General features: G+C 65.6%; 14 protein-coding genes. 4 read left to right on the forward strand and 10 right to left on the reverse strand.

From position 1 onward, the window contains the following. Positions 1-73 precede the first annotated feature (73 nt). Together AC1ROT_RS15125 and AC1ROT_RS15130 are read right to left on the reverse strand one after the other, a co-directional pair. Positions 74-835 (reverse strand): glucose 1-dehydrogenase, encoded by a 762-nt coding sequence (locus AC1ROT_RS15125; protein ID WP_492971746.1) that lies wholly within the window; start codon positions 833-835, stop codon positions 74-76. A gap of 75 nt (positions 836-910) precedes the next feature. Further along, entirely contained in the window at positions 911-2137 is a 1227-nt protein-coding gene (locus AC1ROT_RS15130; RefSeq protein WP_492971745.1) for a threonine ammonia-lyase, read from the reverse strand. A 120-nt stretch (positions 2138-2257) separates the two neighbouring features. Here AC1ROT_RS15130 and AC1ROT_RS15135 point away from each other — a divergent pair, with 120 nt between their 5' ends. Then, a complete protein-coding gene (locus AC1ROT_RS15135; RefSeq protein WP_492999983.1) occupies positions 2258-2770 on the forward strand; it encodes a DUF2244 domain-containing protein in 513 nt (170 codons plus the stop codon). 19 nt (positions 2771-2789) lie between these two features. Here the strand turns inward: AC1ROT_RS15135 and dapB are convergent, their stop codons facing one another. The 3 genes from dapB to dnaK all read right to left on the reverse strand — a co-directional run bounded on the left by dapB (position 2790) and on the right by dnaK (position 6864). After that, positions 2790-3596, reverse strand: coding sequence for a 4-hydroxy-tetrahydrodipicolinate reductase (dapB, locus tag AC1ROT_RS15140; protein WP_492999985.1), 807 nt, complete (start codon positions 3594-3596; stop codon positions 2790-2792). A gap of 76 nt (positions 3597-3672) precedes the next feature. Further along, complete coding sequence (dnaJ, locus tag AC1ROT_RS15145) at positions 3673-4821, reverse strand: molecular chaperone DnaJ (protein WP_492999987.1); 1149 nt, start codon at positions 4819-4821, stop codon at positions 3673-3675. Between the two features lie 105 nt (positions 4822-4926). Next, entirely contained in the window at positions 4927-6864 is a 1938-nt protein-coding gene (gene dnaK / locus AC1ROT_RS15150) for a molecular chaperone DnaK (protein ID WP_492999989.1), read from the reverse strand. A gap of 263 nt (positions 6865-7127) precedes the next feature. Between dnaK and rarD the strand changes: the two genes are divergently transcribed. The 3 genes from rarD to AC1ROT_RS15165 all read left to right on the forward strand — a co-directional run bounded on the left by rarD (position 7128) and on the right by AC1ROT_RS15165 (position 9534). After that, positions 7128-8033: an EamA family transporter RarD gene (rarD, locus tag AC1ROT_RS15155; protein ID WP_492999991.1), complete on the forward strand. Its 906-nt coding sequence runs from the start codon at positions 7128-7130 to the stop codon at positions 8031-8033. A 107-nt stretch (positions 8034-8140) separates the two neighbouring features. Next, positions 8141-8863, forward strand: coding sequence for a bifunctional nicotinamidase/pyrazinamidase (gene pncA / locus AC1ROT_RS15160; protein WP_492999993.1), 723 nt, complete (start codon positions 8141-8143; stop codon positions 8861-8863). A 38-nt stretch (positions 8864-8901) separates the two neighbouring features. Next, positions 8902-9534 carry an alpha-ketoglutarate-dependent dioxygenase AlkB family protein gene (locus AC1ROT_RS15165; RefSeq protein WP_492999994.1) on the forward strand — a complete coding sequence of 211 codons (633 nt, stop codon included), beginning with the start codon at positions 8902-8904 and terminating at the stop codon, positions 9532-9534. On the opposite strand, the gene AC1ROT_RS15170 is transcribed toward AC1ROT_RS15165, so the two are convergent. From AC1ROT_RS15170 to AC1ROT_RS15190, 5 genes are all read right to left on the reverse strand, one after another. Next, positions 9494-10714 (reverse strand): sensor histidine kinase, encoded by a 1221-nt coding sequence (locus AC1ROT_RS15170; protein ID WP_492972208.1) that lies wholly within the window; start codon positions 10712-10714, stop codon positions 9494-9496. The genes AC1ROT_RS15165 and AC1ROT_RS15170 overlap by 41 nt on opposite strands. Positions 10715-10864: 150 nt before the next feature. Next, positions 10865-11482 (reverse strand): nucleotide exchange factor GrpE, encoded by a 618-nt coding sequence (grpE, locus tag AC1ROT_RS15175; protein WP_492999996.1) that lies wholly within the window; start codon positions 11480-11482, stop codon positions 10865-10867. Between the two features lie 96 nt (positions 11483-11578). After that, positions 11579-12613: a heat-inducible transcriptional repressor HrcA gene (hrcA, locus tag AC1ROT_RS15180; protein WP_492971736.1), complete on the reverse strand. Its 1035-nt coding sequence runs from the start codon at positions 12611-12613 to the stop codon at positions 11579-11581. A 59-nt stretch (positions 12614-12672) separates the two neighbouring features. Continuing rightward, positions 12673-13560, reverse strand: a complete 888-nt coding sequence (locus AC1ROT_RS15185) for an ABC transporter permease (protein ID WP_492999998.1) — start codon at positions 13558-13560, stop codon at positions 12673-12675. Beyond that, positions 13557-14576 carry an ABC transporter permease gene (locus tag AC1ROT_RS15190; RefSeq protein WP_493000000.1) on the reverse strand — a complete coding sequence of 340 codons (1020 nt, stop codon included), beginning with the start codon at positions 14574-14576 and terminating at the stop codon, positions 13557-13559. The genes AC1ROT_RS15185 and AC1ROT_RS15190 overlap by 4 nt, the downstream gene beginning before the upstream one ends. Positions 14577-14584: the final 8 nt, after the last annotated feature.

Here is a 14584-nt window from a genome sequence, read left to right on the forward strand (position 1 = left end):
GTCGCCAGCGCTGACCAGATGCTTCTGCGTGACGGCGGCCACAGGGCACCGTCACCCCGGTTGGTTCGGACAGTTACTGCGCGGTAATGCCGCCATCCAGCACGAATTCCGTGCCGGTGACGAATTTCGATTCATCCGAGGCCAGATAGAGGATGCAGTTGGCGACGTCGATCGGCTCGCCCAGACGGCCGAGCGGCACCTGCGCCTCCAGCTTGCGCCGGCGCTCCTCGGGGTCGCCGCCGGCATAGATCATGCTCTGCACCATCGGCGTGTCGATGAAGGTGGGATGCACCGAGTTGCAGCGGATGTCGTATTTGCGCTTGGCGCAATGCAGCGCCGTGGTCTTGGCCAGCATGCGGGCTGCGGCCTTCGAGGTGTTGTAGGCCGACATGTTATGGCCGGCGATGATCCCCGAGACCGACGAGATGATGATGATCGAGCCCGGTGCATGGGCCTTCATGCGCGGCAGGCCGTGCTTGATGCCGAGGAAGGGGCCGTGCAGGTTCACATTATGGACGAAATGCCATTCCTCGACGCTGATGTCTTCCACGCTTTTCATCACGCCGACGCCGGCGGAATGCACCATCACGTTCAGCTTGCCGAACGCGGCGTCCACCACATCCAGCGCCGCGATCCACTGCTGCTCACTGGTGACATCCAGGCTGATGGCGATGGCGTTCTTGCCGATCTTGTCGGCGACTTCGCGGGCGCCATCCAGGTTGCGGTCGGCGATGGCGACTTTCGCGCCTTCGGCCGCCAGCAGCTCGGCCGTGGCTTTCCCCAGACCGGACGCACCGCCGGTGATCAGCGCGACTTTGTTGGCTACGCGGGCCATGGCTTCCTCCTGTTATCTTTGCCGGGAGGATAGCCGGGTTTTGCGGGAGCGGGCAAATATGCCCTAACGGAAAGGTCAGTCCGCCTCGGCGATCTTGGCGCGCAGGTCGGCGGCGGCCAGCGCCTTCAGCAGGTCTTCCAGATGCGCCCGGTCGCGGGCTTCCACCACGAATTCGATCTCGGTCGATTTGGCCGAGGCCAGGGTGAACAGGCGCTGATGCGCCACCTCCACGATATTCACGCCCGCCGCCCCGATCACGCCGGAGGCTTTCGCCAGCCGGCCTGGCGCGTCGTCGGTGGTGACGATGATGCGGGCCAGCCGGCCGTCGCGCACCAGGCCGCGCATCAGGATGCTGGCCAGCAGACGGGTATCGATATTGCCGCCGGTGATCACCACGCCCACATGGCGGTCGCGGAACCGTTCCGGCTGGGTCATCAGCGCGGCAAGGCCGGCAGCACCCGCGCCCTCGGCCACGGTCTTCTCGATCTCCACCAGCGCCACGATGGCGCGTTCGATATCGGCCTCGCGCGCGATCAGCACGTCGTCCACCAGGCGGCGCGCCACATCCATCGGCGCATGGCCGATATCGCGCACGCTGATGCCCTCGGCAATCGAGATGCCGCCGACACTGACGGGAAGGTTGTGCATCTGCTGGTACATCGCGGTGTAAAGCTCGCCCTCGACGCCGAAGATGCGCAGATCGGGCTTCAGCGATTTCGCCGCGGTGGCGATGCCGGCGATCAGCCCGCCGCCGCCGACCGGCACCAGCAGGTCCTGGATGCTCGGTGCCTGTTGCAGCATCTCCAGCACCGCCGTGCCCTGGCCGGCGATGATGGCGGGATCGTCATAGGGATGCACGAAAACCAGATTCTGTTCGGCCGCCAGCGCATGGGCCTTCTCGGCGGATTCCGCCAGCGTCTCGCCTTCCAGCACCACCTGGGCGCCGAAGGCGCGCACATGGCGGATTTTCACAAAGGGCGTGATCTTCGGCATCACGATGGTGGCGGGAATCCCCAGACGCCCCGCATGATAGGCCACGCCCTGGGCATGGTTGCCGGCCGACATGGCAATCACGCCGCGCTTGCGCTCGGCCTCGGAGAGCTGCAGCAGCTTGTTCAGCGCGCCGCGCTCCTTGAAGCTCGCCGTGAACTGGTGGTTCTCGAATTTCAGCCAGACCTGCGCCCCGGTCAGGTCCGACAGCGTGCGCGAATGCTGGCAGGGCGTTTCCGCCACGGCCCCGCGGATGCGCTCGGCGGCGGCGCGCACATCGGCAAGCGTAACGGTCGGGGCAAGGCTGGTCATGGCGGGCAGGGTCCTGAAGATGTTGATTTCACGAGTATAATCGACCCGGCCCCGAGGGTCACGGGCGATCCATTCGGCTTTCGCTTGGCGGATTGGTCCGCTGGCGCTAGCCTGCGGCCCATGCAGACGCCGCAGGCCGCCGAACCGCCGGTTTTCGAGATCATGCTGAAGCCGCACCGCTCGCTCGGGCCGCGCGGCTTTATCATCCTCATCACCTTTGTCGCGCTGGTGAATTTCGCCGCCGGCCTGGCCTTCTGGCTGCTCGGCGCCTGGCCGATCTTCGCCTTCTGCGGCGCCGATATCGTGCTGGTCTGGCTCGCTTTCAAATACAGCTATCGCCAGGCCCGGGCGCGGGAATATATCCGGCTGGAACGCGAGGCGCTGGTGGTCCGCCGCACCGACCTGCATGGCCGCGAGAAAATCTGGCGCCTGCAGCCCTACTGGCTGCGGGTCGAATGCGATGACGAGGATGACAGCGCCAAGCTGCGGGTCTGGAGCCATGGCCGCGCGCTGACGCTGGGTGCGTTCCTCAGCCCCCATGAACGCCGGGTGCTGGCGGAAGCGCTGCGTGAGGCGCTGTGGCGCTGGCGCCAGCCGCCTGATGCCGGATTGCGGCCGCTGGAAACTGCCTAAGCCGCAAACAGTCCGGCCGTTAAAGCCCCAGCACGTCGGCCATGCGGTAGAAGCCCGGCGCCTTGCCCTTGGTCCACATCGCCGCGCGCACCGCGCCACGCGCGAAGATGCCACGGTCGGTCGCCTTGTGGGTCAGCTCGATGCGTTCGTTGTCGGCGGCAAAGATTACGCTGTGCTCGCCAGCGACATTGCCGCCGCGCAGCGCCGCAAAACCGATATCGCCCTTCTTGCGGGCGCCGGTGATGCCGTCGCGGCCGCGGTCGGCGATCTGTTCCAGCGGCTTGCCGCGGCCGAGGGCTGCCATCTCGCCCAGCATGATGGCGGTGCCCGATGGCGCATCCACCTTCATGCGGTGATGCATCTCGACGATCTCGATATCCCAGTCCTCGCCGAGCGAGGCCGCCACCTGCCGGGTCAGGCCGGCCAGCAGGTTGACGCCCAGGCTCATGTTGTAGCTCTGCACCACGGCGCAGTGATGCGAGGCCTTGTTCAGCGCCTCGAAATGCTCGGGCTCCAGTCCCGTCGTGCCGACGATATAGCCGGTCCTGCCCTGGGCCGCCAAAGCCGCATGCTGCGGCAGCAGCGCCGGGATGGTGAAATCCAGCACGGCATCCACCGTGCCGAACATCTGGGCGGCATCGTCGATGATGGCCACGCCGGTGGCGCCGCTGCCGGCGATCAGGCCGGGATCCTTGCCGAGGAATTCAGAACCGGGGCGCTCGGTGCCGCCGCCGAGTTCGGCGCCCGGCGTGTTGGCGATCTCGCGCACCATGGCCTGGCCCATGCGGCCGGCAATGCCGACGATGCCGATGCGAACTGCGGACATGAGACTTCCCCGTGCAGACTGGCGAAACAGGCCGGCAGTCTAGCAGGCCAAAAGGCGAGGGGCTACTCGGCCCCGCTTACTCGGCCTTGCCGCCGAGCATCTCCTTCACCTTGTCGAAGAAGCCGGTGCTTTCCGGGCTGCTTTCCTCGCCGTCCAGCTTGGCGAATTCCTCCAGCAACTCGCGCTGCTTCTTGGAGAGCTTCACCGGCGTTTCCACCATCACCTGGATATAGAGGTCGCCATGGCCGGCGCCGAAGCCCGACTGCTGCAGCGAGGGCATGCCCTTGCCGCGCAGGCGGAACTGCTTGCCGGTCTGGCTGCCTTCGGGAATGGTGATGCGGGCCTTGCCGCCGTCCAGCGTCGGCACTTCCACGCTGCCGCCCAGCGCTGCCGTGGTCATCGAGACCGGCACGCGGCAATGCAGATGCTGGCCCTCGCGGCGGAACAGCCGGTGCGGCTGCACGCTCAGGAAGACATAGAGGTCGCCGGCCGCGCCGCCGCGGATGCCGGCCTCGCCCTCGCCGGACAGGCGGATGCGGTTGCCCTCGTCCACGCCCGGCGGGATGTCGACGCTTAAGGTTTTTTCCTTGTGCACGCGGCCGGCGCCGCCGCAGACCTTGCAGGGCTTTTCGATCACGCGGCCGGCGCCGCCGCAGGTGGGGCAGGCGCGTTCGATGGTGAAGAAGCCCTGCTGGGCGCGCACCTTGCCATGGCCCTTGCAGGTGGGGCAGGCGATCGGCTGCGCGCCGGCCTCGGCGCCCGAGCCGTCGCAGGACTCGCAGGAGATCGAGGTGGGCACGCGGATCTGGGCCGCCTTGCCGCGATAGCAGTCTTCCAGGGTGATTTCGAGATTGTAGCGCAGGTCGGAGCCGCGATTGGCATTGCCGCGTCCGCCGCGCTGGCCGCCGCCGCCCATGAACTCGCCGAACAGGTCGTCGAAGATGTCGGAGAAGGAGGTGAAGTCGAAGCCGCCGCCGCCCGGCCCGCCGCCACGGCCGCCCTCAAAGGCGGCATGGCCATACTGGTCATAGGCCGCGCGCTTCTGGTCGTCCTTGAGGATTTCGTAGGCTTCGCTGACTTCCTTGAACTTGTGCTCGGCTTCGGCATCGCCCGGATTGCGGTCGGGATGATGCCGCATCGCCAGTTTGCGGAAAGCCTTTTTCAGGTCTTCCGCATTGGCGGTCTTCGCAACGCCAAGGACGTCGTAATAATCGCGCTTCGCCATTCAATCAGTCCCGGGCTCAGGCCCATTCCCCACAGGCCATATGGCCCCGTAAGCGAAACCGGGCGCCGCATGGTTGGCGGCGCCCGGCTCTCCGGTTGCCCGGTGTTACTTCTTTTTCTTGTCGTCTTTCACTTCTTCGAAGTCGGCATCGACGATGCCGTCTTCCTTTTTCGGTTCGGCCGAGGCGCCGGCCGGCTGTTCGCTGCCAGGCTGACCGGCATCGCCGCCGGCCGTTTCCTGGCTCTTGTACAGGGCCTCGCCCAGCTTCATGGCGATCTGGCTCAGGCTTGTCGCCTTGGCCTTGATGCCGTCGCTGTCGTTTTCCTCGATCGCCTTCTTCAGCTCGACGATGGCGGCTTCGGCTTCGGTCTTTTCAGCGGCCGGAGCCTTGTCGCCCAGATCGGCGATGGTCTTCTCGGTGGTGTGGATCAGGGCTTCGGCCTGGTTCTTCACTTCCACAGCCTCGCGCCGCTTCTTGTCCTCGGCGGCATTCTCCTCGGCGTCACGCACCATCTTCTTGATGTCGTCTTCCGAGAGACCGCCCGAGGCCTGGATGCGGATCTGCTGTTCCTTGCCGGTGCCCTTGTCCTTGGCGGAGACATGCACGATGCCGTTGGCGTCGATGTCGAAGGTGACCTCGATCTGCGGCACGCCGCGCGGCGCCGACGGGATGCCGACCAGGTCGAACTGGCCCAGCATCTTGTTGTCGGCGGCCATCTCGCGCTCGCCCTGGAAGACCCGGATCGTCACTGCGCCCTGGTTGTCCTCGGCGGTGGAGAAGACCTGGCTCTTCTTGGTCGGGATCGTGGTGTTGCGCTCGATCAGCTTGGTGAACACGCCGCCCAGCGTCTCGATGCCGAGCGAGAGGGGCGTGACGTCGAGCAGCAGCACGTCCTTGACGTCGCCCTGCAGCACGCCGGCCTGGATGGCAGCGCCGATGGCAACCACTTCATCCGGGTTGACGCCCTTGTGCGGCTCGCGGCCGAACAGCTGCTTCACCACCTCGATGACCTTGGGCATGCGGCTCATGCCGCCGACCAGCACCACTTCGTCTATATCGCCGGCCGACAGGTCGGCGTCTTTCAGAGCCTTCTTGCAGGGCTCGACGGTGCGCTGGATCAGGTCATCGACCAGGGCTTCCAGCTTGGCGCGGGTCAGCTTCATCACCAGATGCTTCGGACCCGAGGCATCGGCGGTGATGAAGGGCAGGTTGATTTCGGTCTGCGTCGCCGACGACAGCTCGATCTTGGCCTTTTCGCCGGCTTCCTTCAGGCGCTGCAGCGCCAGACGGTCGTTGCGCAGGTCGATGCCCTGCTCTTTTTTGAACTCGGTCGCCAGATAGTCGACGATGCGCAGATCGAAGTCTTCGCCGCCGAGGAAGGTGTCGCCGTTGGTCGAGCGCACTTCGAAGACGCCGTCGCCGATCTCCAGGATCGAGACGTCGAAGGTGCCGCCGCCAAGATCGTAGACGGCGATCTTCTTGCCATCGCTGGTCTTGTCGAGGCCATAGGCCAGCGCCGCGGCCGTCGGCTCGTTGATGATGCGCAGCACTTCAAGGCCGGCGATACGCCCGGCGTCTTTCGTCGCCTGGCGCTGGGCGTCGTTGAAGTAGGCCGGCACGGTGATGACGGCCTGGGTGACGGTCTCGCCGAGGAAGCTCTCGGCGGTTTCCTTCATCTTCTGCAGGATGAAGGCCGAGACCTGGCTCGGGCTGTATTTCTTGTCCTGGACTTCCACCCAGGCGTCGCCGTTGTCGCCCTTGGCCACCTTGTAGGGGACCATTTCGGTGAAGCGGCGGGTCGCGTCATCGCTGTAGGCGCGACCGATCAGGCGCTTCACGGCGAAGAGCGTGTTTTCCGGATTGGTGACCGCCTGGCGCTTGGCCGGCTGGCCGACAAGGCGCTCGCCGTCCTTGGAGAAGGCAACCATCGACGGCGTGGTGCGCGCGCCTTCGGCGTTCTCGATCACTTTCGGATTTTTGCCATCCATGATGGCGATGCAGGAATTGGTGGTACCCAGGTCGATGCCAATGACTTTGGCCATAGTCTCACTCCTTTATGCGGCGATCCGAGACGGCCTTCGGCAGGAAGCGCCGGGGCGGACCCCTTTTGGTTCAAGCGTTCGCGGGGTATGTAAGAGGAGCCCCCCCGTCCCGCAACGGGTGGACCGAAAAAATGTCCAGAAAAACAGGGCGCAGCCGGGGTTTTCCGGTCGCCGGCCCTGACCGAGGAAACCCTGAAAGACCCCTGGAACCGATGTCCAAGAGTACCGCCGCGCCGATTCCGCCCGTCCCCCCGACCACTGCCATGCCCCCGGCTGCCGCGCCTGGCCTCTGGGCCGGCGTGGCCTGCGGTCTAGGTGGTTATTTTCTCTGGGGAATTTCACCCATTTATTTCAAGGCCGCCGGTGCCGCCGGGGTGCCCACGCTGGAACTCAACGCCCATCGGGTTTTGTGGTCCTGCCTGCTCTGCCTGGGGCTGGTGCTGGCCTTTGGCAAACGGGCCGAATGGCTGCGGGTGCTGTTTACGCCAAAGTTACGCTTGGTGCTGGCCGGCACGGCGGTGTTCCTGCTGATCAACTGGCTGATCTTCGTCTGGGCGATCGACCGCAACCAGGTGATGGCCTGCAGCCTGGGCTATTACATCAATCCGCTGTTCGCCGTGCTGCTCGGCCGCGTGGTGCTGAAGGAGCGCATGGACCGGGTGCAGTGGGGCGCCTTCGGTCTGGCCGGCCTGGGCGTCGCCGTGCTGCTGGTCGGCACCGCCGACTCGGCCATCTATCTGTCGCTGATGATCGCCGCCACCTGGGGGTTCTACGGCCTGCTGCGCAAGCGCTTCCCCGTCGACAGCCTGATCGGCCTGACCGTCGAGACCATGGTGCTGCTGCCCGTGGCGCTGGGCTACCTGTTCTGGCTCGGCGCGGCAGGAACCGGCACGTTTGGCGTTGCCGATGGCTGGACGCATGTCCTGCTGCTGCTGGCCGGTCCGGTGACGGCGGCGCCGCTGGTGCTGTTCGCGGCCGGCTGGCGGCGGCTCAGCGTCGCCACCATGAGCCTGCTGCAGTATCTGTCGCCGAGTCTGCAGTTCCTGCTGGCGGTGCTGCTGTGGGGCGAGGCCTTCACCATGGTGCATGCCGTCGCCTTTGCCTGCATCTGGGGCGCGCTGTTCGTTTACAGCGGGCATTCCTGGCGGATGGCGCGCAAAAACGGCTGACGCCGCGGGCAGTCCGCCGAAAAACCGGGCAGCGAAAAAAGCATTGGACGTCTACATACAAACGGCGTTTGCTAGGCCCAGCCAAGCAACAAACGCGGGGGTGCGTCATGGTCAATCGGCGTCAGATGATGATGGGTCTGGGTGGAGCGGCGCTCTCGGCCGGGCTGCTGGGATCGAGCGGCATGGCCTTTGCGGCCGGCAAGGTTTCGGCTGGCGGCAAGAGCGTGCTGATCGTGGTCGATGTGCAGAACTGCTTCGTGCCGGGCGGCAGCCTGGCGGTGAAGGAGGGCGATGTGATCGTGCCGCTGATCAACAAGATCGCCAAGGGCTTCCAGAATGTGGTGCTGACCCAGGACTGGCATACCGCCGACCATGTGTCGTTTGCCTCGCAGCATGCCGGCAAGAAGCCCTTCGAGGCCGTGAAGCTGCCTTATGGCAGCCAGGTGCTGTGGCCCGACCATTGCGTGCAGGGCACCGAAGGCGCCTCGCTGGTGAAGGATCTCGCCATCCCGCATGCGCAGCTGGTGATCCGCAAGGGCTACCACAAGGATGTCGACAGCTACTCGGCGTTCATGGAGGCCGATGGCAAGACCACGACGGGGCTGGGTGGCTATCTCAAGCATCGCGGCATCAAGCGCGTCTTCGTGGTCGGCCTCGCCACCGATTTCTGCGTCGCCTGGACGGCCATGGATGCGCGCAAGCAGGGCTTCGAGACCTATGTGATCGAGGATGCCTGCCGCGGCATCGACGCCCAGGGCTCGCTGGCGAAATCCTGGACCGCCATGAAGACTGCCGGCGTCAAGCGCATCCAGTCGGCCGACCTCGCCTGAGACTAGACAGCGGGCAGGCGTGCGCCAGATTCAGGGGCATGCCCGCCCGCGAGTCGCTTGATGGTTTCCGCCTGTTTCCCGGTCTGCTTGACCGGACGCGCCAGCGTGCGCTGACCGAGGCCGTGCTCGGGCTGCTGCAGGCCGCGCCGCCCTATCACGCCACGATGCCGAAAACCGGCAAGGCGATGAGCGTGGCGATGAGCAATGCCGGCAGCCTGGGCTGGTATTCCGACAAGGATGCCGGCTACCGCTATATTCCGCAGCATCCGCAGACCGGCCAGGCCTGGCCGGCGATCCCGGACGAGATTCTCTCGATCTGGTGGGCGGTGGCCGATTACGACCATGCACCGGAATGCTGCCTGATCAACCGCTATGGCGGGCAGGCGAAGATGGGCCTGCACCAGGATCGCGACGAGGCGGCGATGACGGCGCCCGTGGTGTCGATCTCGCTGGGCGACGATGCGCTGTTCCGCCTCGGCGGTACGGCGCGGAAAGATCCAACGCGATCCTTCAAGCTGGCATCGGGCGATGTGCTGGTGCTGGGCGGCGCCGCGCGGCTGGCCTATCACGGTATCGACCGGGTGATGCCGGGCACCAGCCGCCTGCTGCCCGGCGGCGGCCGCATCAATCTCACCTTGCGGCGGGTGACCCGCCCGTCAGCGCCGCCATGACGCCGCCGGCCTGCGCTTCGCCGGGCGGCGGCGGGAACAGGGCGCGGATGGTGGTGCCTTCACCCGGCACGGAGTGAATCTCGAAGCGCCCGCCATGCATCTCGATCAGGGATTTCACCAGCGGCACGCCGAGGCCGGTGCCTTCGTATTGCCGGGTCAGGTCGTTTTCCACCTGGCCAAAGGGCGCCAGCACGGTGGGGATATGCTCGGGCGCGATGCCGATGCCGGTATCGCTGACCCAGATATGGAAGCCGCCGGTGTCGGCCGGCTTCGCGCCGACCTCGATGCGGCCGCCGCTCGGGGTGAATTTCACCGCATTGGAAATCAGGTTGAGCAGGATCTGCCGCAGCGCCTGGCGGTCGACGAAGCCCTCGAACAGCCGGGCATCGACGGCCATGGAGATGAACACGCCGCGGCCTTCGGCGCGTTCTCGGAAGGTGCGGATGCAGGCTTCCATGATTTCCACCGGATCGGTCATTTCCGGCTGGATGCGCCAACTACCGCTTTCGATCTTTGACATGTCGAGGATGTTGTTGATCAGGCCCAGCAGATGCTGGCCGCTGGACAGGATGTCGTTGACGTATTCGCCATAGCGGGTGTTGCCCAGCGGGCCGAAGATTTCCTTATGGATGATCTCGGCGAAACCGATAATGGCATTCAGCGGCGTGCGCAATTCGTGGCTCATATTGGCCAGGAAACGCGTCTTGCTCAGTGACGCTTCCTCGGCCTGCTGGCGGGCGCGGTCGAGCGCGCGGTTGCGGCGCTCGCTGCGCGCCATGCCGAGCTGCAGCAGCGACAGCGCCGTGCCGACGCCGTAATAGCGGTTGCTGCGGGTGACGATGAAGCCGCGTAAAAGCGCGCTCTGATGCTCGTCGGCGATCAGGCTCTCCAGCTTGTCGACGCTGATGCTGGCATCCACGATCAGCGGATTGCGGTCCATCAGGTCGGCCACCGGCTTCTTGGCATAGAGCGCGCGGCCGTAATCGCGGGAGAGCTGCGTGATCAGATCATAGCGGTTGATGAGGCCGACGGGCCGCGTGCCATCCACTACCGCCAGCGCGCCGAGATCAGGATCGCCCTGGAAGCGGCGGTCGACATCCTCGCAGCGCATGGTGGCCGACACAGGCGGCAAGGGCACGGCAACCGTGCCGATCGTCTCAAGCGCCTCGGATGTGAACATATCCACTGCCGTCCCCCGGTTTCACCGGGCGACTATCGGTCAGGCAGATTGCGTTTTTTTGACAATCGCGGATGTTTGCCGCGATTTGTCGAGTGGTGTGACGACAGACGCAATCGTTAGCAGCGGGTGCGGGAAAAGCCGGCGAAAGAACTACGCCTGCGTGTTGACCGTCTGGCCGGCCTGGGCATCGGGCTGCGGCCCGCCCTTGGAAACGCCGACCATGGCGGCGCGCAGCAGGCGGCCCTGCTGCACGTAACCTGCGGCGATCACCTGCAGCACCGTGCCGCTGGCCACACTCGGATCTTCGATCTCGAACATCGCCTGATGCAGGTTGGGATCGAAGCGCTGGCCCTTGGGATCGATGCGGGCGATGCCGTGGCGCTCGAACACGTTCAGCAGCTCGCGCTCGGTTGCCTCGATGCCGGCCACCAGGTTGCGCACCGGCTCGCTGGCCTCGGCTTCGGCTTTCGGCACGTTTTCCAGGGCGCGGCGCAGGTTGTCGGCCACGCTCAGGATGTCCTTGGCGAATTTGGCCGAGGCGAACTTGATCGCATCTTCCTTCTCGCGGTCCAGGCGCTTGCGCAGGTTTTCCGTATCGGCGGCCTGGCGCAGCAGGCGGTCCTTCAGCTCGGCGGCCTCGGCCTGCACCCTGGCGAGCTGGTCGTCGGGCGCGGCAGCGGAATCGGCAGCGGTGTTCTGCGGCGCGGCACCGGACTGGGGGCCGGTGTGCAGCGTGGGTTCGATACGGTCGTTGTCGTTCTGGCTCATCTTGGCGTCTCGTTAGAGGCCCCTGCATATGCGAAGGCCCGGATATACGGATGATTGGGCCGGTTTAAAAGGGGTGGGCGTATAATCCGCCGTTTTTTAACCGAGAAGTCGCCCGACCACCTGGGCGGTGAAGTCCACCATGGGTACCACGCGGGCATAATTCATCCGGGTCGGCCCGATCACGCCGATGGCGCCGACGATGCGCTGCTGCTGGTTCTGCAGCGGCGCCACGATCAGCGAACAGCCGGCGCGGCGGAACAGGGTGTTTTCGGAGCCGATGAAGATGCGCACGCCCTCGCCGCCCTGGGTGAGTTCGATCAGCCGCAGCATCTCCTCGGTATTCTCCAGCTCTTCCATCAGATTGCGGATGCGCTCGAGATCGGCGATGGCCGCCACGTCGTCCAGCAGGTTGGCGCTGCCGCGCACGATCAGGGTGCCGCGCTCGGGCTCGCCGCCCCAGACCGCGAGGCCGGCTTCCACCACGCGGGCCGAGAGCTGATCCAGTTCGGCGCGGCGCTGCTCCAGTTCGTTCAGGATCTCGCTGCGCCCGGTGCCGATGGTGCGGCCTTTCAGGCGCTGCGACAGGAACTGCCCCGCTTCGGCCAGCGCTTCGGGCGTGAAGCCGCTCGGGATATCCAGCATGCGGTTCTCGACCTGGCCGTTGTCGGAGACCATCACCACCAGCGCCTTGCCCGGACCCAGTGGCACGAATTCCACATGGCGCAGCGGCGTGTCCACCTTGGGTGCCACCACCAGGCCGGCATGGCCCGACAGGCCCGACAGCACGCCGGTGGCCTCGGACAGCACTTCCTGGAAGCCGCGGTTCGAGGCGGCGACGCGGCCCTCGATGGAGCTGCGCTCGTCCTGTGTCAGGTCGCCCATCTGCAGCAGGCCGTCGACGAACAGCCGCAGGCCGCTTTCGGTCGGCAGGCGGCCGGCCGAAGTATGCGGCGCGTAGAGCAGCCCGGCCTCTTCCAGATCGGCCATGGTGTTGCGGATGCTGGCCGGCGACAGCCGGTGTTCGAGCTTTTTCGACAGGAAGCGCGAGCCGACCGGCTCTCCGGTCGTCATATAGGTCTCGACCACAAGCCGCAGGATGTCGCGGCTGCGCTGGCTCATTTCCTGGATCATGGGACCAGACTTAAGAACCTGCCGGGGCGGCGTCAATGCCGGGCGGGCGGTGTTGCCGGTCAGTTCGCCGCGGAAGCCCGGTTTCCGGTCAGACTGCGGTCATCTTCCTGCTGGGCGAGCCGCAGGCGGGCGGCCTTGGCGGCCTCTTCCCGGCGTTTCACCAGCTCGTAGGCGATGGCGCCCAGCAGGGTGACGGCGATGATCAGCACCGCCAGCGCGCTGATCGCCGGGGTGGTGCCCTGGCGCACCCGGCCGGCCAGCACGGTGGTCAGCGTCTTGTCGGCCAGGATCGAGAAGGTGGTGGTGTTGTAGTTCTCGAACGACGACAGGAAGGCGAGCGCCGCCGCCGACAGGATCGCCGGCCGCATGAAGGGCAGCAGGATATGCAGGAACACCTGCGGATGGCTGGCGCCGAGATCCAGCGCTGCTTCCTCCTGCGCGCGGTCGAAGCGCTGCAGCCGCGCCAGGAAGATCAGCATGGTATAGGCCGAGATGAAGCTCGCCTGCGCCACCACGGTCATCAGCGTGCCGTCATAGAGGAAGCGCGTGCCGGTGGCGCCGGTCATCTCGCGCCAGAAGATCACGGTGGAAATGCCGATGATGACGCCCGGCGTCAGCACCGGCGACACCACGATCAGGTAGTAGAACGAGCGCGCGCGGGCATAGACCTGGGTCATCAGGATGGCGCCGGCCAGTCCCACAGGTACGGAAACCAGCACCACCAGAAAACCGATCCACAGCGAGTTGCGCAGCCCGTACATGATGTCGGCGTCGTTCAGCAGGCCACCGAACCATTTCAGCGTGAAGCTCTCGAAGGGATAGATCTGCGGATAGGACGAGCTGTTGAAAGCGGTGACACCCATCACCGCCAGCGGGCCGAACAGATAAAGGAAGAACAGGCTGATGTAGAGCCAAGTAGAGAGCTTGATAATGCCGCGGCTGCTCATCGCGCGATCTCGCCCAGGCCGACCTTGAAGACGCGCAGCACCAGCAGCACGAAGACCACGCAGGCCAGCAGCAGGATGAAGGCGTAAGCCGCGCCCTGCTGCCAGTTGAAGGCCTGGTAGAAGCGGTCGTAGACGATCGGCGTGAACCACAGGGTGCGCGGACCGCCAAGGACCAGCGGGGCGGCCAGCGCGCCGGCATTCAGCATGAAGACCAGCGTGGCGCCCGATGCGATGCCCGGCTTGGCATGGGGCATCACCACCGACCAGTGGATATACCACCAGGGCGCGCCGAGATCGCGGGCGGCCTCGATCTGGTTCTTGTCCAGGCTCTCGATGGCATTGTAGAGCGAGAACATCATCATCAGCAGATAGGCATAGGCGAGGCCCGCATAGAGCCCGACATCCAACCCCAGGAAATCGATCGGCTGGTCGATCAGGCCCAGTTTCAGCAGCGCCATGTTGATGGCGCCCTGGCTGCCCAGCAGCACGCGGAAGGCAAAGGCGCGCAGCACTTCATTCACCCAGTAGGGCGTGATCAGCAGCAGCATGAACAGCCGCACGCGCGCCTTCGGGCTGACCTGCGCCATGTAGAAGGCGAGCGGATAGCAGATGATGAAGTTGAGGATGGTGACCGCGGTGCTGGCGCCGATGGTGAGGAAAAATGCCTTGATATGCGTGGTGTTCCAGTTCGCCGTCGAGGTGGTCGAGCCGTAGAGGAAATAGCGGTAATTCTCCAGCGTGTAGACATCCTTCGGCCCGCCGGTCTGCGCCGGCGGCAGCTTGGGGCGCAGGGAGAGATCGATCATGTAGAGCTGCGGCAGCACGATCATGATGACGGTCCACAGGCCGACGGCGAGCACCAGGTAGCTGGAAATGGCGATGCCGTTGCGGCGCCAGAAGGATACCGGCGCCAGCGCGCCGAGCCGCCGGCGTTCCAGGATCGACAGCAGCACGAAGCCGGCCGTGACCACCAGCGGCAGGGCCAGGATCAGGCTGTGGCCGACACTGCTATGCATGAGGAGAG

This window comes from Ferrovibrio sp. GW821-FHT12E11 (assembly GCF_058806975.1).